The following is a 23,115-nucleotide window of genomic DNA, read 5'->3' on the forward strand; positions in this document are numbered from 1 at the left end:
GGCACGCTGCCGGAGCCTTGCCAGCCTGCTTCCGGCACTCACCCGGCTTCCGAGGTGCCGTAGCCCTCCCAACCTGCTTCTGGCACTCACCCGGCTTCCGAGGTGCCGTAGCCCTCCCAACCTGCTTCCGGCACTCACCCGGCTTCCGAGGTGCCGTAGCCCTCTTCCCGGCTTGGGCCAGGACGTCCGGGCACTACTCAAGCGTGCAGGTGCCTGACACCGCTTCAGAGATCGCCGGACCGAACCCGAACTGGCTTACGCCTGTGATCGCTGAAACGGCTGTCGGACGCCCACAAGCACAAACCGGCGCTGACGCCCCCAGCCGATATCGCCCACGCGCCAACTCGTGCCCTTACCAGCCCGGAGACGCCGAAAACGCCGCCTGCGCCCAGATGTTGATCTGCTAGCGCTACGAAATCGCTGTGATCATGGACCTGAAACCGCGATTTCGCATCGCTAGCAGATCAACAACGCCACGCGGGCCCACCGCAGCGGGTCGCGGCTGCTCACTCACTGACCACCAAGGCACCTGGGGGCGGCTTGACTGCACCACGGGGACGCCCTTCACCGGCCGCCCGGCGGTCACAAGCAGCGAAGCCGAGCGGTCGAATACAACCCGAACGCGCCGAGTCGCGGCCCGCCAGGCCGATCGCTGGCGCGAATAGGGAATCTGACGAGCAGACCGGCCTGGTGAACGTTCGCGATCGAAGTACTGGATGGCCACGCGGGCGCAGGCGCAGCGGCCAGCCGGCGGCGGCGGCGCAGCCTGTATCACGCAGTGGCCCACCGCGTCCCCACCCGGTGGCCGCCGGATCCCCACGAGTGGCATGCCGCGTCCCCCAGCGGTGACATGCCGCGTCCCCAAGCGGTGACACGCCGCGTCCCCCAGCGGTGACATGCCGCGTCCTCCACAGGGTGGACGCCGCGCTTCCCGCACCATGGACGCCGCGCCCGGGCGAGGGCGGGCGAGCGCTGGAACGGGAACGGCCCGCAGCCGGCTTGTGCCGGGCTGCGGGCCGCGTGGAGCCATTCCCTATTGCCTGTGGCCCTGGAGGGCCGTGAGGGCTCTGTCAGGCGGCGCCGGGGGCGCCGTGGCAGCGCTTGTACTTCTTGCCTGAGCCGCAGTAGCAGGGGGCGTTCCGGGACGGGCCGGCTGATTCCTGCTGGCCGGTGCCGCGGCCGCGCGGGGCGCTGTGTGCCGGGTTTGCCGGGACCGGGCTGCCGCCCGGGCCGATGTTGACCGGCGGGGCGGGCTGCTGGACGACCGGGCGGCCGTCGCCGGCCTCGCCGTCGATGGCGGGGGCCGTGTATTGCAGGTTCTGCTGGCGGCCGGGACCGCCGAGGCCCTTGGCGTGGACCTCGACGCGCTCCGGCTCGTCGTCGTCGGGGACGTTCGTGTCGTCGCCGCCGACCTTGGGCAGGGCGAACGCCTGGGACGGGTCGACCGTGACGGTGGGCTGTTCCTCGACCTGGACCTCGAGGTTGAAGACGAAGCCGACGGCTTCCTCCTTGATGCCCTCCATCATCTGGTTGAACATGTCGAAGCCTTCGCGCTGGTACTCCACGACCGGGTCGCGCTGCGCGTAGGCCCGCAGGCTGATGCCCTCCTGCAGGTAGTCCATCTCGTAGAGGTGCTCACGCCACTTGCGGTCGATGACCGCGAGCAGCACCTGACGCTCCAGCTCGCGCAGCCCCTCCTCGCCCAGTTCTTCCTCGCGGGCCCGGTAGGCCGCCTGCGCGTCCTGCTTGAGCTGCTCGGTGAGGAACTCCTGGTCGATGGTGTTGCGCTCGCCGCCGGACTCCTCGATGACGTCCTCGACGGTCAGTGCGACCGGGTAGAGGCGCTTCAGGTTGGTCCAGAGCTGGTCGAGGTCCCAGTCCTCGGCGAAGCCGTCGGAGGTGGCGGCCAGCACGTAGTCGGCGACGACGTCGTCGATCATGTGGGTGACCTGGTCGTGCATGTCCTCGCCGGCGAGGACCCGGCGGCGCTCGGCGTAGACGACCTGGCGCTGCTTGTTGAGCACCTCGTCGTACTTCAGCACGTTCTTCCGGATCTCGGCGTTCTGTGCCTCGATCTGGGTCTGCGCGCTGCGGATCTGCCGGGTCACCATCTTGGACTCGATCGGCACGTCCTCGGGGATGTTGAAGCGCTCCATCACCGCTTCGACGGCACCGGCCCGGAACCGCTTCATCAGGTCGTCCTGCAGCGACAGGTAGAACCGGGACTCGCCGGGGTCGCCCTGCCGGCCGGAGCGGCCGCGCAGCTGGTTGTCGATGCGGCGGGAGTCGTGCCGCTCGGTGCCGAGCACGTAGAGACCGCCGGCGGCCTGCACCTCGGCCGCTTCGGCCTCGCAGGCCTCCTTGACGACCGGCAGCACCTCTTCGAGGGCCTTCGCGTACTCCTCCGGGTTCTCCACCGGGTCGAGGCCGCGCTGACGCAGCTCGGCCGCCGCCAGGAAGTCGGGGTTGCCGCCGAGCAGGATGTCGGTGCCTCGGCCGGCCATGTTGGTGGCGACCGTGACGCCGCCCTTGCGGCCGGCCTGCGCGATGATCGTGGCTTCCTGCGCGTGGAATTTCGCGTTGAGCACGCTGTGCGGGATGCCGCGCTTGCGCAGCAGGGTGGAGAGGATCTCGGAGTTCTCCACGGAGACCGTGCCGACCAGGACCGGCTGACCGGTCGCGTGGCGCTCGGCGATGTCCTCGATGACCGCGTTGAACTTGGCCCGCTCGGTCTTGTAGATGACGTCCGGGTGGTCGATGCGGACCATCGGCCGGTGGGTCGGGATGCTCACGACGCCGACCTTGTAGACGCTGTTGAACTCGCCGGCCTCGGTCTGCGCGGTACCGGTCATGCCGCCGAGCTTGTTGTAGAGGCGGAAGTAGTTCTGCAGCGTGATGGTCGCCAGGGTCTGGTTCTCCTGCTTGACCTCCACGCCCTCCTTCGCCTCGATGGCCTGGTGCATGCCCTCGTTGTAGCGGCGGCCGGCGAGGATGCGGCCGGTGAACTCGTCGACGATCAGGACTTCGCCCTCGGCGCTGACGATGTAGTCCTTGTCGCGCTTGTAGAGCTCCTTGGCCTTGATCGCGTTGTTCAGGTAACCGACGAGCGGCGTGTTGACCGACTCGTACAGGTTGTCGATGCCGAGGCGGTCCTCGACCTTGCTGACGCCGCGCTCGGTGATGGCGACGGTGCGCTTGGCGTGGTCGACCTCGTAGTCGCCCTCGCCGTCCTTGCCGGGCTGGAGCCGGTTGACGATCTGGGAGAACTCGCCGTACCACCGGGCGGAGTGCTCGGCCGGGCCGGAGATGATCAGCGGGGTCCGCGCCTCGTCGATGAGGATCGAGTCGACCTCGTCGACGATCGCGAAGTTGTGCCCGCGCTGCACCAGCTCCGTCTTCGACCACGCCATGTTGTCGCGCAGGTAGTCGAAGCCGAACTCGTTGTTCGTCCCGTACGTGATGTCGCACTGGTACGCCGCGCGGTGCTCGGCGGCCGGCCGGTTCGGCAGGATCACGCCGACGGTCAGGCCGAGGAAGACGTGCACCCGGCCGACCCACTCGGCGTCACGCTGGGCGAGGTAGTCGTTCACCGTGATGATGTGCACCCCCTCGCCGCTGAGCGCGTTGAGGTAGGCCGGGAAGACACCGGTCAGGGTCTTGCCCTCACCGGTCTTCATCTCCGGGATGTTGCCGAAGTGCAGCGCGGCGCCGCCCATCAGCTGGACGTCGTAGGCTCGCTGGCCCAGCACCCGCTTGGCGCCCTCCCGGGCGACCGCGAACGCTTCGGGAAGCAGCGAGTCGAGTGACTCGCCGTCCGCGTAGCGCTCCTTGAACTGCTGGGTGCACTCGCGCAGCTCGTCGTCGGAGAGGTCGACATAGTCGTCCTCGATCGAGTTGACCGCGTCCGCGATCGCCTTGAGCCGTCGCACCATGCGGCCTTCGCCGGCGCGGAGGATCTTTTCCAATATCGACACGGGTCAACGCTCCCCTAGACAGTCTGCCGAACCATCGTAGGCACCTTCGCCCGAGACCTGTGACCCGAGCCTCCGGTGAAACTCGCAATCCGGGCGAAACGTGTCGGTAAGTTCGCTGACAGCGTCATTTCAAACCGGTTTGGTGTCCGGGCGCGTCACGGCAAGGATGGCTGAGTGGATCAGGACGAGGTACTGCTGCGGGAATGCCGGCCCGAGGACGCCCCGAAGATCGCCGAGGGCGAGGCGGACCCGGCGTTCCGGCGATTCCTCGGCGGCCGGAGATCCGGCGGGGCGCACGTGGAGCGCCGCGTGATCGCGAACGAGGCCACCGGCGAGTTCCTCGGCATGATCACGAAGAGAACGATCACGACAGGGATCATCACCGCAGGCATGATCACGGCGAAAATGATCACAGAAGAAACGATCACGCCCGGGGTGATCACGACTGAGGTGACCTTCTGGGTCCTGCCCGCCCACCGGCGCCGCGGCACGGCAACCGCCGCCCTGCGGAAGATGCGCGGCGAGCGGCTCGAAATGCTGATCGACGCGGACAACCCGGTGGCCCAGCGGGCCGCGCTGGCCGCCGGTTTCACCCGTGAGGGGGTCCGCCGCCTACCCGGTGGCGAGGTGCAGGCCTGGTCGCGGCTGGCCGGTGACCGGCTCGAGCCGGCCCCGCGGCTCCTGCCCGACCTGCCCGGCGGCGAGCTCAGCGACGGTGTGGTGACGCTGCGCCCGCTGGGCGAGCAGGACGTCGCGTTCTACGCCGAGTTGCATTCGCTGCCCGAGGTGGTGAACACCAGCGTGCCGCCGGTGCCACCGACGCCCGAGGAGGTGCACCGGCGCTGCTTCCACTCGGACGCGAACTGGCTCGCCGGCAATCGCGCCGACATGATCATCTTGGACGCGGTGACCGGCGCGGCGGCCGGTGAGATCGCGCTGCACTACCAGGAACCCCCGACCGGTCAGGCGATGATCGGTTACAGCATGCTGCCCGCCCACCGCGGCCGTGGCTTCGCGACCCGGGCGGCGCAGCTGGTCGGGCTCTGGGCCTTCGCCGAGACCGACGTGGCGCGCCTGATCGCGGGGGCGGCGCCGGACAACATCGGCTCGCAGCGGGTGCTGGAGAAGGCCGGTTTCCGGCGGGAGGCGTTCCTCCGGTCGCGGCTGCCCGGGCCGGGCGGGGTCCGGATCGACGACGTGCAGTACGTCCTTCTCGCTGGAGACCTGCTCGCGCAGGCCTCCAGCGACGCTTGACCACGAACGCAGGCCTCCGACGAAGCTTGTCCACGGACGCCAGCGTCCAGCGACGCTTGGCCACGGACGCCAGCGTCCAGCGAATCCTGACCACGGAGGCAGCCTCCGACGACGCGGCGGCGCGTGACCGGAAAGGCTCAGCGACCGGCGGTCACATGGCCAGGCTGAGAATCCCGTAGTCGTAGCCTCGGCGCCGGTAGACGACGCTGGGCCGGCCGCTCTCCTTGTCCTGGAACAGATAGAAGTCGTGGCCGACGAGCTCCATCTGGAAGAGCGCGTCGTCGACGGTCATCGGCTCGGCCGAGTGCTCCTTCTCACGGACGATGCGCCACGGCTGGTCCTCGTTGTGCTCGGCCAGGTCGGTCTCGACCTCCGGCTCGGCGACCAGCGTGGCGGTCCGGCCCGGGCTCACGTCGGTGGGGAGGTTGGCGGTGGCGGCGGCCACGGAGACCGGCGCATGACGGCCGCGGTGCACCCGGCGCCGGTCGGCGGAACGCCGCAGCCGGCCGTCGAGTTTGTTGATGGCGCAGTCCAGAGCTGCGTAGAAGTCTTGTGCCTGTGCCTCGGCGCGAACGACCGGGCCTCTCGTCATGACGGTGATCTCGACCCGCTGGCAGGTGTCCGCCTGGCGGGGATTGCGTTCGTGGAAGAGCTCCACGTCCACTCGCATCAGTTTCGAGTCGTAACGCTCGACCTTGCTCAGCTTTTCGGCGACGTGCTCTCGGTAATGATCGGGAACCTCTACGTTGCGGCCCTTGACGACAATGTCCACTCGTGACCTCCCCAACGTTGTGCTTTGCGGGCGCCGACGCACGGCGCTTCGTGCTCAGAGAAGTTGCCGCGTGACTAACCACCGCCGCGGCCTACGTGGGTGAGACGACTCCTTTCCGGCGCGGGGAACGGGGCCCATCCGGCGCTCCGGTGGCGGGTGATGCTTGCGCTTCACCCTCGTCACCTAGACGCTAACCTGCCGCTGCCTGTCCGTCACCACTCGTTGGGGATAACGAAAGGCTGACCTTCGCCTCTATCGGCAGCTCAGGACGGCATGGGAGTCAAATACCGGGAGTGATTTTCCGCAGTTGTGTCGCTGCCAGCACCGCGGCGCCTGTGACCTGCATGTCCGCCTCCTCAAGACGGCGTGCCACCGCGGCCAGAGTGGCACCGGTGGTGACGATGTCGTCCGTCACCACCAGCGTGCCCCTCATCGGGCCGCCGCGTCGGAGAACGCTGATTCGGGAATTGATTCGCAGGGAATTGACAGCTACCGCGTGCCGTGCGGCAGTGTCCAGTGACGTTGAGTCAGGCCGGGGCAGCGCACGCAGCGGTCGTACCATCACCGCGGTCCACCCCGCCGACCTCAGCCGCCGCACCGCGTGACCGGTCAGCCGCGCCATGTGGTCGCCGTGCCGCGCGCGCCGGGCGGCCGCCGTGGAGGGGACCGGGACCAGCACCACCGGGCGGTCGCGCGGCGCGACCGCCGCGACCGCGCCGGCCAGGAGGATGCCCAGCGGCGGGGCGAGGCGGTGGCGGCCCTTTTCCTTGTACGCGAGAAGCGTGCCCCGAAGAGCGCCCGAATAGGCACCCACCGTCACGCAGGCCGGAAAACCGGGCGGGGGCGGGGTTGGTGCCGCCGGATGCGGCCGCAACCCTTCCAGCTCCGCCACACAGACCTGGCACGTCCCGTACCGCAGGCGCACCCGCTCCGCGCCGCATCCGGCGCAGGCGCCCGGCAGGACCAGGTCGGCCAGCTCGCCCAGGAGCGCGGAGAGCATCTCAGTTCAGGAACAGGGGTGCCGTCGGCACGGTGCCGGCGGGCTGCTCCCCGGGCGGCTGGGCCAGGTCGGCCGCGTCGATCCGGACCGCGGTGGACAGCGCGTCCCAGGCGGCGTCGGCGGTCGTGTAGGACACCGAGTCGGAGTTGCCCAGCTCGCTCGGGCTCTGGTTGACCGGGTTCGCCGGGTAGGCGGTCACGTAGTTGACCGTGTCGTCGCCCAGGTCGTCCAGCCGCGGGTCGGACAGCGCACCGTCGATGGTGACGTCCAGCACGGCGACCCGCTTGCTGACACCGACGCCGGCCACGGTGAGCCAGCCCTCCCCGCTGAACGCGGCCGCGGTGACCGTGACCAGCGGCGCCTGGAGCAGTTCCGGCTCGCTGAGCGACACGCCGTCGCTGCTGACGGCGAGCACGGCCCGGTAGAGCCGGCCGCCCGCGACGATCGCCACCCGGTGCCCGTCGGGCGCCACGGTAATCGCACTGAGCTTGCCGGCGGCCCCGGACACCTGCACCGGCCGGGCCGGGCCGCCCTCCGGGTTGAAACTGAACAGCCCGCCGTTGCCGATGATCAGCCCGACGGCTCCGCCGGCCGTACGGTTCGGGGTGATCGCCCAGACCGGGTATCCGAGGCCCGCCGGCAGACCGCTCACCGTGCGCAGCGTGGCGTCCTGCCCGCTGGCGGTGGGTGTCGCACCGACCCGCAGCGTCTCACCGCGGCCGGAGCCGGTGACGAGCGCGGCGTAGGTGTGCGTGCCGGACGTGCTCAGCGCCGCGGTCCGGATGTCCTTGTTCGCCTGCGGCGGGATGGCCGGGATCGCCTCCACCGCGTGCGGGAAGCCGGACAGCCGCACGATCTTGCCGCCGTAGACCGCGAACCGCTCCGGGGAACGCTCCAGCCGGAACGAGGCGTTGCTGGTGAAGAAGTCGGTCCCGTAGTAGTTCTTCGTCTCCTGGTGCCCGATCTTCAGCGCCAGGTTCTCCGGGAGCAGCGGCCGCAGCGACCATTGGAGCTGCCGGCGCAGCCGTTCCAGCGCGTCCGCGGCGTTGTCGGTCGGCACGGCCTGGGCGCTCAGGTTGATGGCGAGCGTCTGATCCTGGATGGCGGGCACCTTGCCGAGCAGCGAGGTGCCCTCGGGCAGCAGCTCCACCACGCTCTTGAGCCACGGCGCCGGGCCCTCGATGAGCCAGCTGATCACGGTGGTCGGCACCTGCTCGATCGGCAGGTCGCGCAGCATGTAGCGGACGTCCGGGACGAGACCGCTGTGCTCGGTGTTCCAGAAGTAGATGGTCCGCTGCACGTAGTTCGCGTTCAGCGCGGTATCGCTGATCAGCAGGAACGGCGGGGCGCTCAGCACGTAGAGAGAGATGCCGTCCTCGGCCGTGCCGAGAGTCATCTCGTAGGTGCCCTCGACCGGCTCCTTCGGCGGCTCCAGCACGCCGTTGCGGCCGAGCGTGCCGACCAGCTCGTAGTCCAGCTCGATGACCGGCTGGCTCGGCGAGACCAGGGGCTTCTCGGTCAGCCGGATCACCCGCGGGATGGTCACCGGCTTGAAGGTGGACTTCGCCTCCGGCGACATGAACTCCTTGACCCGGTCCAGGGCGCCGTCGTAGTCACCGGCCGCCGCGGCCAGGTAGTTGTCGACGAACTCGGTGCGGTCACTCGTCGTGGTCCGGGTGGCCTGGTCGGGGGTGTTCTCGCTGCCCGACGTGATGCCGGTGGACGGACCGGGACCGATGACCGTGACGCCCGACTCGTCCGGGATGCCGCAGCCGCCCAGCACCAGCGCGGTGAGTGCCACCACGACGGGAAGGGTGTGTCGCCTCAACCTGCCACCTCCGCGGGCTCGCCGGTGGCCGCCGCGGGGCGGTCCCGGGGGATGAGCGTGAGCGGTGCCGCGACCAGCCGGTCGCCGGCACGGACCGGCAGCGTCAGGCGGAACTGGGAGCCCTCGCCGGGTGCGCCCCAGGCCTCCAGCCAGCCGCCGTGCAGCCGGGCGTCCTCCACGCTGATGGAGAGTCCCAGGCCGGTGCCGCCGGTCTGCCGGGCCCGGGACGGGTCGGCACGCCAGAACCGGTTGAAGACCAGCCGCTCCTCCCCCGGCTTCAACCCGATCCCGTGGTCGCGCACGGTGATCGCCACAGCCGCCTCGTCGGTCGCCATGGTCACCACCACCGGCTTGGCCTCGGCGTGCTCGATGGCGTTGCCGACCAGGTTGCGCAGCACCCGCTCGACCCGGCGCGGATCCACCTCGGCGATCACCGGGGTCTCCGGCAGGCGCAGCTCGATGTCGACGCCGGCCCGCCCGGCCAGGCCGGTGAGCCGGTCGGTCACCCGCCGCACTATCGGCACCAGGTCGGTGTGCTCGGCGTCCAGCGCGGCGAACCCGGCGTCGAACCGGCTGATCTCCAGCAGGTCGGTGAGCAGGCCCTCGAACCGGTCCAGCTCGGCCTGGAGCAGCTCGGCGCTGCGGGCCACCGCGGGGTCGAACTCCTCGCGCTCCGAGAAGATCAGGTCAGCGGCCATCCGGACGGTGGTGAGTGGGGTGCGCAGCTCGTGCGAGACGTCCGAGGTGAACCGCCGCTGGAGCCGGGACATCTCCTCCAGCCGGACGATCTGGCGCTGCAGGTTCGCCGCCATCTGGTTGAACGCCGCCGCCAGCAGCGCCAGGTCGTCCTCGCCGTCGACCTTCATCCGCTGGTCGAGCAGGCCGGCCGAGAGCCGCTGCGCGGTCCGCGCGGCCACCCGCACCGGGGTCACCACCATGCGGGTGACCAGGCCGGCCACCACGCCGAGCAGGATCACCAGGGCGATCCCGGTGACCAGGACAGTGGTCCGGATCTGGTCGGCGGCGCGATCCTCGGTGGTGAGCGGCACCATGTAGTAGAGCTCGACGCGCCCGAACTTGGTCGGCACCGGAGACCCGTACACCAGGTATTTCGTGGTTGTGCCCTCGACCTCGGCGGTCCGGATCTGCTGGGCCACCCGGCCCTGCTCGGCCACCGACCGGATCATGTCCGGCGTGATCAGGTCGCGGGTGTCCACGTTCGGCAGGGTGACCGCGGGCAACTCCCGGTGGTGCTCGGCCCGGATCGACACCACCGAGCCGCCGTCCTCGGCCTGATCACCGTCGAACAGCTCGTTGACCGTGTCGTTGATGGTGCTCGGCAGCTCCGGGTCGCGCGCTTGCGGGTGCACGGTGAGCTGCCGGTACGCATAGGCGACCTTGCCGTCCATGGACGACGAGATCTCCTCCTGCGTCCGGTGGAGCAGGATGTTGGCGCTCTGTGCCGCGATGAACCAGCCGAACGTGCCGACCAGCAGGCTGGAGCCGACCAAGGTCAGCGTCACCACCCGCAGGTGCAGCGAACGGCGCCAGGCCCGCCGGGCCGGCGCCGTGTAGTGCTTGCCGTGCCGGACGACCACGCGCCAGTAGCGCCGCACCACTCGCAGGGCACGGCGCACGGGCATGGGAAGCCAGGAAGGAGCACGCATCTCGCGGCAACATTAACCGCTCGTACGGCCTAGCCGGTCCCCGCCTTGTAGCCGACGCCGCGCACCGTGAGGATGATCTCGGGCCGTTCGGGGTCCGGCTCTATCTTGGCGCGCAGCCGCTGGACGTGCACGTTCACCAGCCGGGTGTCGGCCGCGTGCCGGTAACCCCAGACCTGCTCGAGCAGCACCTCGCGGGTGAAGACCTGGCGCGGCTTACGGGCCAGCGCGACAAGCAGGTCGAACTCGAGCGGGGTCAGCTTGACCTCCTCGCCGTCACGGGACACGGTGTGCGCCGGGACGTCGATGGTGATCTGGTTGCCGGGCGGGCCGATGGTGAGCATCTCCGGCGCGGCGTCCTCGCCACGCCGGAGACGGGCCCGCATCCGGGCCACCAGTTCCTTCGGCTTGAACGGCTTGACCACGTAGTCGTCGGCGCCGGACTCCAGGCCCAGCACCACGTCCACGGTGTCGCTCTTGGCGGTCAGCATGACGATCGGGATCCCCGACTCGGCTCGGATGGCGCGCGCCACGTCGATGCCGCTCATGCCGGGGAGCATCAGGTCAAGCAGAACGATGTCCGGACGGTTCTCCCGGAAGGCGGCCAGGGCACGCTCACCGTCCGCGACGAAGGAGGGCAGGAATCCTTCGCTGCGCAGGACGATGCCGAGCATCTCGGCCAACGCGGGATCGTCGTCGACGACCAGTACCCGGGCTCTCATGCGGTCCAATATTGCACTGTCCTCCGGGTCTCCGCGCTACCTGGGGGTCGATCTTGCCGAGGAGAGTGCCCGGGGAAATGGAAAACGGGCGGTCCCGACCGGGACCGCCCGCGGCGCACGAACTGCTGTCAGGCGCCGGGCCGGTCGAACTCTCCGGCTCGGACGCCGGCGATGAAGCCGGTCCAGTCGCCCGCACCGAACGTGAGTACCGGTCCCGTGACGTCCTTCGAGTCACGCACCAGCACAGCGGCCGGAACGTTGGCTACCTCGACGCAATGCCCAGCAGCGCCACTGCGGCTGCTCTTGCGCCAGGTGAGTACGGCGTTCTGCATGATCATCTCCTTCCGTGGAATGCCTGTCCATTGGACCCCACGGAAAGCGCTCACCGGGCCAATCGATCCCTCGTCTCAGCGATGGCCGTTCGGCTCTGTTCTGACGACAATGCGCGTTCCTGCAGGTCATCGAAGGCGTCTTGATAAACATCGATCTCCTCCGGCTTCACCCGGAAGAGGCCGCCGGTCAGCCCCTCGATGTGCACCACCGGGTTACGGGTGCCCGGCGCGAACTCCAGAACCAGGAAGGATTCGATCAGCCCGGCGTGCGCGCCGGCCTGGAACGGCAGGATCTGGAGCTCCACGCCGGGCCGGCTGCTCGCCTCGTAGAGCCGGGCCAGCTGGCGCTGCTGCACCTCACGGCCGCCGATCTCGCGGAGCAGGACACCCTCGTCGATGACGATCCGCAGGTTGGGCGGCGGATCCCGGGTCAGCACGGCCTGCCGGCCCATCCGCAGCGCGAGCCGGCGCTGGATGGTGGCGGTGTCGTCGATGTCCGCGCCGGTCTCGATCACCGCTCGCGCGTACTCGTCGGTCTGCAGCAGGCCCGGCACGACCTGGGCCTCCCACTCCGTGATCCGCACCGCCTCGGCCTCCAGGGCGAGGTACTCGTCGTACGGGTCCGGCACCGACGACCGGTACGGCGTCCACCACGCCCGCGCCCGGCCACGGCGGGCCAGGTCGCGCAGCCGCCCGCGGTCCTCCACGGCGACACCGTAAAGGGTCAGCAGCCGATCCAGGTCGGCCTCGTTGATCCCGGTGTGCGCGGTCTCGATCCGGCTCAGTTTGGACTCCGACCACCCCAGCGCGGTCGCCACGTCGACCGCGCGGCGTTCACCGCGGAGCCGGCGCAGCTCTCCACCTAGCTCCCGGCGTGCTGTCGATGTCGGCCTCGCCACGGAGCCACCATATCGGCGTAACAACAACCCGTTGCAACTTGCAGGCCACGCATTGCACTTGCAGTGCGGCGTCGCTGCGTGCCGTAATGGTGAGGAGAGAGCCGGCCCTGGCGGCGGCAACCGCCGGGGGACCGTCCTGCATCCGCCCCGAAAGCCGCCGACGTCGGCTCGGACGGACCTGGACGCAGAGCCCTCGCTCGGCGGGCGAGCGAGGGCTCCGGCACGTCTTGGCAGCTGTCTAGTAGCGGTAATGCCCCGGCTTGTAGGGGCCCTCGACCGCGATGCCGAGGTAGGCCGCCTGCTCCTTGGTCAGCTCGGTCAGCTTCACGCCGAGCGCGTCCAGGTGCAACCGGGCCACCTTCTCATCAAGGATCTTGGGCAGCACATACACCCCGACGGGGTACTCCTCGGTCTTGGTGAAAAGCTCGATCTGGGCGATCGTCTGGTTCGAGAAGCTGTTGCTCATCACGAACGACGGATGCCCGGTCGCGTTGCCGAGGTTCAGCAGCCGGCCCTCGGAGAGCACGATGATCGAGTGCCCGTCGTCGAAGCGCCACTCGTCGACCTGCGGCTTGATCGTCACACGGGTGACGTCCGTGCGGCGGGCGAGCCCGGCCATGTCGATCTCGTTGTCGAAGTGACCGATGTTGCCGACGATGGCCTGGTGCTTCATCCGGGCCATGTGCTCGTGGGTGATCACGTCGAAGCAACCGGTCGCCGTGACGAAGATGTCCGCGTAACCGACCACGTCGTCGATCGTCGCCACCTGGTAGCCGTCCATCGCCGCCTGCAGCGCACAGATCGGGTCCACCTCGGTGACGATCACCCGGGCGCCCTGTCCGCGCAACGACTCGGCGCAGCCCTTGCCCACGTCGCCGTACCCGAAGACGACCGCGACCTTGCCGCCGATCAGCACGTCGGTGGCCCGGTTGATGCCGTCGATCAGGGAGTGCCGGCAACCGTACTTGTTGTCGAACTTCGACTTCGTCACCGAGTCGTTCACGTTGATCGCCGGGAACAGCAGGGTGCCGGCCTGCTGCATCTCGTAGAGCCGGTGCACGCCCGTGGTGGTCTCCTCGGTGACCCCCCTGATCCCGGCCGCCACCCGGGTCCAGCGCCGGTCGTCCTCACTCAGGCTCCGCTTGAGCAGGCGCAGGATCACCGCGTACTCCTCGGAGGCGGCGCTCTCCGCCGGCGGCACCACGCCGGCCTTCTCGAACTCGGCGCCCTTGTGCACCAGCAGCGTCGCGTCACCGCCGTCGTCGAGGATCATGTTGGGCGACTCGCCGTCCGGCCAGAGCAGCACCTGCTCGGTGCACCACCAGTACTCCTCGAGCGTCTCGCCCTTCCACGCGTACACCGGCACGCCCTGCGGATTCTCCGGCGTCCCGTCGCGGCCCACCACCATCGCCGCCGCCGCGTGGTCCTGCGTCGAGAAGATGTTGCAGGACGCCCACCGCACCTGCGCACCGAGCGCGGTCAGCGTCTCGATCAGCACGGCCGTCTGAATCGTCATGTGCAGCGAACCGGTGACCCGCGCGCCCCGCAGCGGCTGGCTCGGCCCGAACTCGGCCCGCAACGCCATCAGCCCCGGCATCTCGTGCTCGGCGAGCTCGATCTCCTTGCGCCCGAATGCGGCGAGCCCGAGGTCCGCGACCTTGAAGTCGCCGTCGGCCAGCGTCGTCGGACGGTTCTCGCGCGTGCTCATGCACTCTCCCGGATCGGGTGTCGAGGTCGGTCGTTGACTCTACGCCGATTTGCCACGATAAACCCCGATCTGCCCCGGCTGGGGCGAGAGACTTTCGCTTTTCGGCGAGTACGGGCGGAGCGTGCCGTGACAACCGGCAGAAGGAGTGGCCGGGGCGCGCGGCCGGCAACGCACGGCGAGCCGGTCCGGCGGGAGGACGGGCGCACCCGGACGAGCGGGCGCACCCGGGCCGGGACAGCGAACGGGGCGACGAGCTAAGCTCGCCGCCCCGTTCATCCCCCCGGTTTGGTACCGCGCGCGTCCGTGGGACCCCCCGATCACCAATGACGCTGCGTGCTTTTAGATTCACACTCCGCAACCATCATGTCAAGCTATTTCGACAAATTCCGGACTAAAGCCGCTGCTGACAAGTGAGGTGAGCGGCAGCGCGCGATCAGACCGGGACCGAAGCCACGAAGAAGACCCCCACGCCGGCCGCGGTGAGCGGCCCCGCGCTGGCCGGTGCGTAGGCGGCCTCGCCCGGACGAACCTCGACCGGGACGCCGTGCCCTTCGCCGACGTGCACGTCACCGGAGGCGCCGAGGATCACCCGGGGGCCGCGACCGGGCAGCTGGGCCGGCGGTCGGTCCTCGGTGAGGGTGATCCGGTAGAGCTCGAAGTCGGGCACCGGCACCTTCCACGACGTGACGCCGGGGCCGATCTCGACGGGGTGCAGGAGCGGATCTTCGAGAACCTCGAAGCGCAGGACGCGGAGCAACTCGTCGACGTCGACCCGTTTCGGGGTGAGGCCGCCGCGCAGGACGTTGTCGCTGGAGGCCATCAGTTCGACGCCGAGGCCGCCGAGGTAGGCGTGCAGGTTGCCGGCCGGCATCCAGATCGCCTGGCCGGGTTGCAGCCAGACCAGGTTGAGCAGGAGCGCGACGAGGACACCCGGGTCGCCGGGATAGTAGCCGGCGAGGTCGACGGCGAGCACGTAGGACGCCGTGTTCGGGTGGTCGTCGGGGATCTGGCGGGCGGCCGCGGCCACCTGCTTGATCAGGTCCTCGCGGCCGGACTCGGGCCAGGTGAGCAGCAGCCGGACCGCCTCGGCCAGGTCGCCGGTGCGCAGCGTGGCGATCACCGGGTCCAGTTGCGGCAGGCCGAGCTCGCCGAGCACCTCCGCCGAGACGTCGGGCGAGCGGAAGCCGCAGAGCGCCTCGAACGGCGTGAGCGCCACCAGCATCTCGGGCTTGTGGTGCGGGTCGGTGTAGTTCTTCGGCGCGCCGGGGTCCAGTTCCTGCCGGGCGAACGCGGCCTTCGCGTAGGCGGCGTCCGGGTGCGCCTGCAGCGAGAGCGGGGCGCCCGCGGCGAGGACCTTCATGAGGTACGGCAGGCGTTCGCCGAAGCGTTCCACGACCGGGACACCGAGCTGACCGACGGGGTCGCCGGCGATGAGTTCGGTGAGCTTCACCGGACCGTCCGGGCCGGGGACGGTCGACGGGTCACCGGGATGCGCGCCGAGCCACAGCTCCGCCTCGGGGCCCTCGGGGGCGGGACGGCCCTGCAGCTCGGCGATCGCGGTCCGGGAGCCCCAGGCGTAGGCCCGGATCGCTCCGTGAAGCGGGTAGACGGTCATACCCGGCAAATTAGCAGCTAACCGGCGGTTGCGGGGGTGGCTGCCGAAGCCCGGTCGATGTCCGGCTCGATGTAGATGACGCGGGCGATCGGGACCGCCTCCCGGATGCGGGCCTCGGTCTCGTCGATGTGCCGGGCCACTTCCGCGGCGGTCTCGCTGCGCGGCACCGCGATCTTCACGGCGACCAGCAGCTCCTCGGGGCCGAGGTGCAGCGTCTTCATGTGGATGATCCGCTCGACGCCCTCGCCGGCGAGCACCGCGCGCTCGATCTGCCGGACGGCCTCCGGGTTCGCGCCCTCGCCGAGCAGCAGGCTCTTCGTCTCGATCGCCAGGACGATCGCGATGCCGACCAGCAGCAGACCGATCGCGGCGGTGCCGGCGGCGTCCCACCGGCCGTCACCGGTGGCGAGTGTCAGGCCGACACCGAACAGGGCGAACACCAGGCCGATCAGGGCGCCGAAGTCCTCCAGCAGCACCACCGGCAGCTCCGGCGCCTTGGCCCGGCGCACGAAGTCGACCCACGACGTCCCACCCCGGGTGTGGTTGGACTCCTTGATCGCGGTGCGGAACGAGTAACCCTCGAGACTTATCGCGACCAGCAGGACGGCGACCGGCACCCAGTGCCACTTGTCGATGCCGTGCGGGTCCTGCCACTTGTGGTACGCCTCGTAGAGCGCGAACAGGCCACCCAGGCTGAACAGCACGATCGACACGATGAACGCGTAGATGTAACGCTCCCGCCCGTACCCGAACGGGTGTTCCGGGGTGGCGGCCCGCCGCGCCCGCTTGCCGCCGATGAGCAGCAGCAGCTGGTTGCCGGAGTCGGCAACCGAGTGGATCGACTCGGCCAGCATCGAGGAGGAGCTGGTCAGCAGGTAGGCGCCGAACTTGGTGATGGCGATCCCCAGGTTGGCCGACAGCGCCGCCAGAATCGCCTTGGTGCCGCCCTCAGCGCTCACTGAAGCCCGTCCGTGATGACGTTGGACAGCTCCTTCATCTCACTGATCGCCGGCACCGCCATCGGGTCCAGCCCGTGCGCGAGAGCCAGGTAGAGCGAGGCGAAGTCGGGCACCGCCACGAGCGAGGCTAGCCGTTCCAGCGCCGAACCGCCCTCCGCGGTCAGCACGTCGCACCGCACCCCGCGCCGGTCGGCGAGCGTCTGGATCGCGTCGGCCCGCCGCTCCTCGACGGCGACCGGCTCGTCGGCGTCGTCCTCCGGGTTGAGCCCGCCGTCGCGGAGCACCACGAGACGCATCCGGGTCACGTTCTCCTCGGCCTCCTCGGGGTCGGCGAAGATGTCGCGCGACCCCTCGGCCAGACCGCCGAAGACACCGTCGAGCAGACCCACCCGGCCCCGGCCGGCCTCGCCGAGCGCACCGGCCATCACCGGGTAGCGCGCGTTGGCGGCGAGGGTGTCGCCGAAGCGCCGGGCCGCGACGGTCGCCAGCGGCGAGGAACCCCAGACGATCGGCACCGAGCCGGCCAGGCCGAGGGCGAGCGCCTTGGCCGGGTTGACGAACGAGTCGGCGGCCGGGCGGCAGCGTTCGGCGTCGTTGTCCAGCCGGGTCGCGGTCTCGGCGATGTCCGCCTCGGTGACCTTGACCAGGCCCAGCGCCCGGCCGGCCAGCAGCACCGGGACGGTGAGGCCCCAGAGCGTGGCGCGGGCCGGCGCCCGGCGGGGCACGCCGATGAACGGCGCGCGGGCCCGCTCGGCCATCGCCTCCAGCTCGGAGCCGGGGTTGCCGATGGCGACCAGGCGGGCGCCGCGGCGGGAGGCCGCCTCGGCGGCGGCTAGCGCCTCCGGGCTGCGCCCCGAGGCGGAGACCGCGATCACCACGTCCGCCGCGCCGACCCAGCCCGGCACGCCCGCGCTGCGGTGCCCGATGATCGGCACCGGGCAACGCGGACCGGCGACCGTGGCGAGGATGTTGCCGGTGAGGCCGGCGGTGCCGATGCCGGCGACCACGACCGCGCGGGGGCGGCCCTCGTCGGCGAGCATGCTCAGGTCCACCTCGGCGGCGAGCGCCGCGGACTCACGGACCTGCGCGCCGGCCGAGGCGGTGGCCCGCAGCATGCCGCCCGGGTCGTTCGCCAGCATCGACTTCTCGTCGTCCAGCAGCGACTCGTCGGCGACCCGGTGGCCGTTGACCCCGGCGGTGCCGTCCATCGGGTTCACCATCAGGAGGCCTCCGTGTCGACGCTGGGTTTGCGAGCCTCGTCCAGCAGCAGGATCGGGATGTCGTCCCGCACCTCGAAGATCAAGCCACACTCCGTGCAGGTCAGGGTCTGCGCACCGGCGTCGTAGTCGAGCGGGGCGTGATGCGTGTCCGGGCAGGCCAGGATCTCCAGCAACTGCTGATCGAGCGCCACCGATCTACTCCTTCTGACACCGAAGACGTGTGGTCGCAGCGATCCTATCCACGAACGATGGCCAGCACCTCGTCACGGAGGGCGGCCATCCGATCCGCGTCGGGGGCCTCCACGTTCAGGCGCAGCAGCGGCTCGGTGTTCGAGGCGCGCAGGTTGAACCAGGCACCCCCGCCGACCTGGAAGGTCAGGCCGTCGAGGTCGTCCACCTCGGCGTCCGGGAACGCGGCGCGCACTTCGGCGATCTTGGCGTTGGCGTCGGCCACGGTGGAATTGATCTCACCGGAGGCGGCGTACCGCTCGTACTCCGCGGCGAACTCGCTGAGCGGCAGGTCCTGCCCGCCGAACGCGGCGAGCACGTGCATCGCGGCCAGCATGCCGGTGTCGGCGAACCAGAAGTCCCGGAAGTAGTAGTGCGCCGAGTGCTCGCCGCCGAAGACCGCGTTGCTGGCCGCCATCTCCGCCTTGATGAAGGAGTGGCCGACCCGGCTGCGCACCGGCTTGCCGCCGTGCTCGGTGATGATCTCCGGAACCGCGGCCGAGGTGATCAGGTTGTGGATGATCGTGCTGCCCGGGAACTTCGCCAGCTCGCGGGCCGCGACCAGCGCGGTGATCGCCGACGGGGAGACCGGGTCGCCCTTCTCGTCCACGACGAAGCAGCGGTCCGCGTCACCGTCGAAGGCGAGGCCGATGTCGGCGCCCTGCTCCCGGACCGCGGCCTGCAGGTCGACCAGGTTCTTCGGGTCCAGCGGGTTGGCCTCGTGGTTGGGGAACGAGCCGTCCAGCTCGAAGTAGAGCGGCACGATCTCCAGCGGCAGGGCCGGCAGCACCTGGTCGCCGAGCACCGCGGGCACGGTGTAACCGCCCATGCCGTTGCCGGCGTCCACGATCACCTTGAGCGGGCGGATCCCGGAGAGGTCGACGAGCGAACGCAGGTGGGCGGCGTAGTCCTTGAGCGAGTCGCGCTGCTCGATCCGGGCCGGGCCCTCGGCCTCCGCGTTCAGGTCGGCGAGCAGCTGCTGGGCCCGCTGGCGCACGATCACGAGGCCGCTGTCCTGGCCGACCGGGCGGGCACCGGAGCGGCACAGCTTGATCCCGTTGTACTGCGCCGGGTTGTGACTGGCGGTGAACATCGCGCCCGGCAGGTTCATCGAACCGGAGGCGTAGTAGAGCTGGTCGGTCGAGGCCAGTCCGATGTTGATCACGCCGGCGCCGGCGGCGTTGACTCCGCGGGCGAACGCGGCGGCCAGCGCCGGGCCGGACTCACGCATGTCGTGGGCGATCACGATCTGGTCCGGCTCGGCGCCGGACTCCCGCAGCATCTCGACGAACGCCGTGCCCAGCGCCCGGGCCACCGGCTCGTTGAGCTGGTCCGGGACGATGCCGCGTACGTCGTACGCCTTGATGATCTGCGTCAGATCCGTCACCACAAAGCTCCTCAAGCGCCAGTCCCCTTTGGCCTGAGGGTATCGGAGCGATCAGGGCAGAAAGGCGGCAACTGCCCGGCCGCACCGACAAGGTCGGCAGCCACCGTTGTATCCGGGCGTGACCCGCGTCACGATGGACGGGTCTGGAGGTGCTGCTGGTGAACCCGTGGCTGGCCCTGACTCCCGGAGACGACCCGGCGGAGCGGATCCGTCAGGTCGGCCACGCCCACGAGCGGTTCCTGGCCGGTGACCCCCGTCCGGAGCGGATGCGCAGCGTTGTCGCCGACTCCTGGGTGCGCTCGGCGGCCTGGATCGACGCCGACAGCACCGCCCCGATCGACCTGGCCGACGACGATCTGGACGCCTACCGGTCCGCGCACCCACTGTCCCGGGTCCTGCCGATCTTCCGCGACCTGCTGGGCGGGCTGGCCGACGACGGCGACCACATCCTCGCGGTCTGCGACGCGCACGGCCGGATGCTCTGGGTCGAGGGGCACGCGGCCACCCTGCGCGGCGCCGCCTCGATGAACTTCGTGCCCGGCGCCCGCTGGGACGAGGCGCACGCCGGCACCAACGCGCCCGGCACCGCGCTCGCCGTCGACCACGCCGTCCAGATCTTCGCGACCGAGCATTTCAGCCGGACCGCACAGCGCTGGACGTGCGCGGCGGCTCCGATCCACGACCCCGGCACCGGCCGGCTGCTCGGTGCCATCGACGTCACCGGTGGCGACCATCTCGCCAACCCGCACAGCCTCGCCCTGGTCCGGGCCACGGCACTGGCGGCCGAGGCGTGTCTCGGGTCCGCCCGGCCGGTCCGTGACCGGCCGGCGGTCACCGCGCTCGGCCGGGACGAGGCCCTGCTCGCGGTCGGCGACCGGCGGCTGCGCCTCACCCGGCGGCACTCCGAGCTGCTGGTGCTGCTCACCACGTACCCCGGTGGTCGCAGCGGTGACCAGCTCGCCGTCGACCTCTACGGCGAGGACGTCAACCCGGTGACCGTGCGCGCCGAGTTGTCCCGGCTGCGCCCGCTGCTCGGCCCGGAGCTGCTGCACTCCCGCCCCTACCGGCTGCGCGCCGAGGTGGAGACCGACCTGGGCACGGTCCACCAGCTGCTCGATCGGGGGCGGGTGGCCGAGGCGCTTGCCGCGTACCCCGGTCCGCTGCTCCCCGGCTCGGACGCGCCGGGCATCGTCCGGCTGCGGCGGACGCTCGAGGACCGGCTGCGTGCCGCCGTCCTGGCCGCCGGCGACCGGCGCCTGCTCCGGGACTGGCTGAACAGCCCGCAGGGCGCCGACGATCTCGAGCTCTGGGAGGCCCGGGCCGCCCTGGCACCGACCGACCCGATCGCCGCCCGCCGCGTCGCCGAGCTGACCCACGAGTACGCGTGCAACGTTCGTGCAACCTGGCCGTAACTAGCGTCCGGGCATGACCGTCTACTCCCCGCCCGGCTCCGAGGGCTCGATCGTCAGCTATCAGTCCCGCTACGACCACTACATCGGCGGCGAGTACGTCCCGCCGGTCAAGGGCCAGTACTTCGAGAACCCCAGCCCGGTCACCGGCCGCCCGTTCACCGAGATCGCCCGCGGCACCGCCGAGGACGTCGAACGGGCCTTGGACGCCGCACACGGCGCCGCCGGCGCGTGGGGCCGCACCTCCCCCGCCGAACGGGCGATCATCCTCAACAAGATCGCCGACCGGATGGAACAGAACCTCGAGAAGCTGGCGGTCGCCGAGGCGTGGGAGAACGGCAAGCCGGTACGCGAGACCCTGGCCGCCGACCTCCCCCTCGCCATCGACCACTTCCGCTACTTCGCCGGGGCGATCCGGGCGCAGGAGGGCACCGCCGGCGAGCTGGACGAGGACACCGTGGCGTACCACTTCCACGAGCCCCTCGGCGTGGTCGGCCAGATCATCCCGTGGAACTTCCCGATCCTGATGGCGGTCTGGAAGCTGGCGCCCGCCCTGGCCGCCGGCAACGCGGTGGTGCTCAAGCCGGCCGAGCAGACCCCGGCCTCGATCCACTACCTGTTCTCGCTGATCGGCGACCTGATCCCGGCCGGTGTGGTGAACATCGTCAACGGCTTCGGCGTGGAGGCCGGCAAGCCCCTGGCGAGCTCGAACCGGGTCGCCAAGGTCGCCTTCACCGGCGAGACCACCACCGGGCGACTGATCATGCAGTACGCCTCGGAGAACCTGATCCCGGTCACGCTGGAGCTCGGCGGCAAGAGCCCGAACATCTTCTTCGACGACGTCAGCCGGGCCGACGACGAGTTTCTCGACAAGGCGCTCGAAGGCTTCGCGATGTTCGCGCTCAACCAGGGCGAGGTCTGCACCTGCCCGTCCCGCGCCCTGATCCAGCAGAGCCACTACACCGACTTCCTCGCGGCCGGCGTGAAACGGGTGGCGAACCTGCGCCAGGGCAACCCGCTGGACACCGACACCCAGGTCGGCGCCCAGGCGTCCAACGACCAGCTGGAGAAGATCCTGTCGTACCTGGACATCGGCCGGCAGGAAGGCGCCCGCGTGCTGGCCGGCGGCGCCCGCGCCGAGATGCCCGGCGACCTGGCCGGCGGCTACTACGTCCAGCCGACGATCTTCGAGGGCCGCAACTCGATGCGGATCTTCCAGGAGGAGATCTTCGGCCCGGTGGTCTCGGTGACGCCGTTCGCCGACTTCGACGACGCGATCAAGATCGCCAACGACTCGTTGTACGGCCTCGGCGCCGGCGTCTGGACGCGGGACGTCAACCAGGCGTACCGGGCCGGCCGCGCGATCCAGGCGGGCCGGGTGTGGACCAACTGCTTCCACCTCTACCCGGCGCACGCCGCGTTCGGTGGCTACAAGCAGTCCGGCATCGGCCGCGAGAACCACCGGATGATGCTCGACCACTACCAGCAGACGAAGAACCTGCTGGTCAGTTACTCCCCCAAGGCCATGGGTCTCTTCTAGACCATGGCCACCCGGGTAGACGTCACTCCCGCGGCTGCCGCCCTCCTGCGGCAACTGCGGGAGCAGCACGGTCCACTGATGTTCCACCAGTCCGGTGGCTGCTGCGACGGCAGCTCACCGATGTGTTTCCCGGCGGGCGAGTTCCGGACCGGCAACTCCGACGTGCTGCTGGAGTCTCTGGTGATCGAGGGGGTACCGGAGGCGATCACGTTCTGGATGTCGGGCAGCCAGTTCGAACTCTGGCGGCACACGCATCTGACGGTGGACGTCGTCCCCGGACGCGGCGCCGGCTTCTCGCTGGAAGCCCCCGAAGGCGTGCGTTTCCTCATCCGGTCACGCCTGCTCACCGAGGAGGAACTGGCCCAACTCCCCCGGTAAGTCGCACGTGTCCACCGGAAGGGCCGAGAGCAACGTGGCCCTTCCGGCCATTTACCCTCATGCGCGCCACTTGCGGGGGTGCGCAATGATACGCCGGCAAACCTTCGCGCGTACCCGTTTCGGGTCGAAGCATGCGCACGAGGACTGGCGGCCGGCGAACTTCCGAGGCATCGTCGTCAGTTCCGACGAACCTGGGGAGGATTCTCGATGCGGCTGTCGCACACCA

The 23,115-nt window shown here is 70.2% G+C and carries 17 protein-coding genes and 2 pseudogenes; 4 read left to right on the plus strand and 15 right to left on the minus strand.

Going from position 1 to position 23,115, the window contains the following annotated elements; all coding sequences use genetic code 11:
• Window positions 1–1,070: 1,070 nt before the first annotated feature.
• Both LPA41_RS43295 and secA read right to left on the minus strand, forming a co-directional pair.
• A pseudogene (locus tag LPA41_RS43295) lies at window positions 1,071–1,169 on the minus strand (SEC-C metal-binding domain-containing protein); the annotation flags it as partial.
• Window positions 1,170–1,460: 291 nt separating this feature from the next.
• A pseudogene (gene secA, locus LPA41_RS18975) lies at window positions 1,461–3,974 on the minus strand (preprotein translocase subunit SecA); the annotation flags it as partial.
• A 174-nt stretch (window positions 3,975–4,148) separates the two neighbouring features.
• Here secA and LPA41_RS18980 point away from each other — a divergent pair.
• Window positions 4,149–5,228 carry a GNAT family N-acetyltransferase gene (locus LPA41_RS18980; RefSeq protein ID WP_229071975.1) on the plus strand — a complete coding sequence of 360 codons (1,080 nt, stop codon included), beginning with the start codon at window positions 4,149–4,151 and terminating at the stop codon, window positions 5,226–5,228.
• A 151-nt stretch (window positions 5,229–5,379) separates the two neighbouring features.
• On the opposite strand, the gene hpf is transcribed toward LPA41_RS18980, so the two are convergent.
• The 13 genes from hpf to LPA41_RS19045 form a co-directional block, all read right to left on the minus strand.
• Complete coding sequence (gene hpf, locus LPA41_RS18985) at window positions 5,380–6,000, minus strand: ribosome hibernation-promoting factor, HPF/YfiA family (protein WP_229071976.1); 621 nt, start codon at window positions 5,998–6,000, stop codon at window positions 5,380–5,382.
• 280 nt (window positions 6,001–6,280) lie between these two features.
• A complete protein-coding gene (locus tag LPA41_RS18990) occupies window positions 6,281–7,000 on the minus strand; it encodes a ComF family protein (protein ID WP_229071977.1) in 720 nt (239 codons plus the stop codon).
• Between the two features lies 1 nt (window position 7,001).
• A complete protein-coding gene (locus LPA41_RS18995) occupies window positions 7,002–8,828 on the minus strand; it encodes an LpqB family beta-propeller domain-containing protein (protein ID WP_229071978.1) in 1,827 nt (608 codons plus the stop codon).
• Window positions 8,825–10,471 (minus strand): MtrAB system histidine kinase MtrB, encoded by a 1,647-nt coding sequence (gene mtrB / locus LPA41_RS19000; RefSeq protein WP_229071979.1) that lies wholly within the window; start codon window positions 10,469–10,471, stop codon window positions 8,825–8,827. The genes LPA41_RS18995 and mtrB overlap by 4 nt, the downstream gene beginning before the upstream one ends.
• A 53-nt stretch (window positions 10,472–10,524) precedes the next feature.
• Complete coding sequence (gene mtrA, locus LPA41_RS19005; protein ID WP_014688036.1) at window positions 10,525–11,214, minus strand: MtrAB system response regulator MtrA; 690 nt, start codon at window positions 11,212–11,214, stop codon at window positions 10,525–10,527.
• A 128-nt stretch (window positions 11,215–11,342) separates the two neighbouring features.
• Window positions 11,343–11,546, minus strand: a complete 204-nt coding sequence (locus LPA41_RS19010; RefSeq protein WP_374238179.1) for a DUF397 domain-containing protein — start codon at window positions 11,544–11,546, stop codon at window positions 11,343–11,345.
• Window positions 11,547–11,596: 50 nt separating this feature from the next.
• Window positions 11,597–12,445, minus strand: coding sequence for a helix-turn-helix transcriptional regulator (locus LPA41_RS19015; protein ID WP_229071981.1), 849 nt, complete (start codon window positions 12,443–12,445; stop codon window positions 11,597–11,599).
• A gap of 238 nt (window positions 12,446–12,683) precedes the next feature.
• Window positions 12,684–14,153, minus strand: a complete 1,470-nt coding sequence (ahcY, locus tag LPA41_RS19020) for an adenosylhomocysteinase (RefSeq protein ID WP_229071982.1) — start codon at window positions 14,151–14,153, stop codon at window positions 12,684–12,686.
• Window positions 14,154–14,586: 433 nt separating this feature from the next.
• On the minus strand, window positions 14,587–15,768 hold the full coding sequence (gene manA / locus LPA41_RS19025; protein ID WP_229071983.1) for a mannose-6-phosphate isomerase, class I: 1,182 nt from the start codon (window positions 15,766–15,768) through the stop codon (window positions 14,587–14,589).
• Between the two features lie 17 nt (window positions 15,769–15,785).
• Complete coding sequence (locus tag LPA41_RS19030; protein ID WP_229071984.1) at window positions 15,786–16,727, minus strand: cation diffusion facilitator family transporter; 942 nt, start codon at window positions 16,725–16,727, stop codon at window positions 15,786–15,788.
• Complete coding sequence (locus tag LPA41_RS19035; protein ID WP_229072122.1) at window positions 16,724–17,935, minus strand: SIS domain-containing protein; 1,212 nt, start codon at window positions 17,933–17,935, stop codon at window positions 16,724–16,726. The genes LPA41_RS19030 and LPA41_RS19035 overlap by 4 nt, the downstream gene beginning before the upstream one ends.
• Window positions 17,936–17,946: 11 nt before the next feature.
• The gene (locus LPA41_RS19040) at window positions 17,947–18,138 is read right to left on the minus strand and encodes a Trm112 family protein (RefSeq protein ID WP_229071985.1); all 192 of its coding nucleotides are present in this window, start codon (window positions 18,136–18,138) and stop codon (window positions 17,947–17,949) included.
• Between the two features lie 44 nt (window positions 18,139–18,182).
• Complete coding sequence (locus LPA41_RS19045; protein WP_229071986.1) at window positions 18,183–19,562, minus strand: phosphomannomutase/phosphoglucomutase; 1,380 nt, start codon at window positions 19,560–19,562, stop codon at window positions 18,183–18,185.
• A gap of 155 nt (window positions 19,563–19,717) precedes the next feature.
• Here LPA41_RS19045 and LPA41_RS19050 point away from each other — a divergent pair, with 155 nt between their 5' ends.
• The 3 genes from LPA41_RS19050 to LPA41_RS19060 are packed head-to-tail and all read left to right on the plus strand — an operon-like array spanning window position 19,718 to window position 22,889.
• Window positions 19,718–20,974, plus strand: a complete 1,257-nt coding sequence (locus tag LPA41_RS19050) for a GAF domain-containing protein (protein WP_229072123.1) — start codon at window positions 19,718–19,720, stop codon at window positions 20,972–20,974.
• 13 nt (window positions 20,975–20,987) lie between these two features.
• Window positions 20,988–22,511 (plus strand): aldehyde dehydrogenase family protein, encoded by a 1,524-nt coding sequence (locus LPA41_RS19055; protein ID WP_229071987.1) that lies wholly within the window; start codon window positions 20,988–20,990, stop codon window positions 22,509–22,511.
• A 3-nt stretch (window positions 22,512–22,514) separates the two neighbouring features.
• Window positions 22,515–22,889, plus strand: a complete 375-nt coding sequence (locus tag LPA41_RS19060) for a DUF779 domain-containing protein (RefSeq protein WP_229071988.1) — start codon at window positions 22,515–22,517, stop codon at window positions 22,887–22,889.
• Window positions 22,890–23,115: the final 226 nt, after the last annotated feature.

Origin of the sequence: Actinoplanes sp. DH11 (assembly GCF_020873875.1) — a bacterium.
Classification (GTDB): Bacteria; Actinomycetota; Actinomycetes; order Mycobacteriales; family Micromonosporaceae; genus Actinoplanes.

Bases quoted from the DNA above. Each gene is read 5' to 3' on its own strand.
- LPA41_RS18990 (WP_229071977.1), bottom strand. From the start codon at position 7,000: ATGCTCTCCGCGCTCCTGGGCGAGCTGGCCGACCTGGTCCTGCCGGGC.
- mtrB (WP_229071979.1), bottom strand. From the start codon at position 10,471: ATGCCCGTGCGCCGTGCCCTGCGAGTGGTGCGGCGCTACTGGCGCGTG.
- mtrA (WP_014688036.1), bottom strand. From the start codon at position 11,214: ATGAGAGCCCGGGTACTGGTCGTCGACGACGATCCCGCGTTGGCCGAG.
- LPA41_RS19010 (WP_374238179.1), bottom strand. From the start codon at position 11,546: ATGCAGAACGCCGTACTCACCTGGCGCAAGAGCAGCCGCAGTGGCGCT.
- ahcY (WP_229071982.1), bottom strand. From the start codon at position 14,153: ATGAGCACGCGCGAGAACCGTCCGACGACGCTGGCCGACGGCGACTTC.
- manA (WP_229071983.1), bottom strand. From the start codon at position 15,768: ATGACCGTCTACCCGCTTCACGGAGCGATCCGGGCCTACGCCTGGGGC.
- LPA41_RS19035 (WP_229072122.1), bottom strand. From the start codon at position 17,935: ATGGACGGCACCGCCGGGGTCAACGGCCACCGGGTCGCCGACGAGTCG.
- LPA41_RS19055 (WP_229071987.1), top strand. From the start codon at position 20,988: ATGACCGTCTACTCCCCGCCCGGCTCCGAGGGCTCGATCGTCAGCTAT.
- LPA41_RS19060 (WP_229071988.1), top strand. From the start codon at position 22,515: ATGGCCACCCGGGTAGACGTCACTCCCGCGGCTGCCGCCCTCCTGCGG.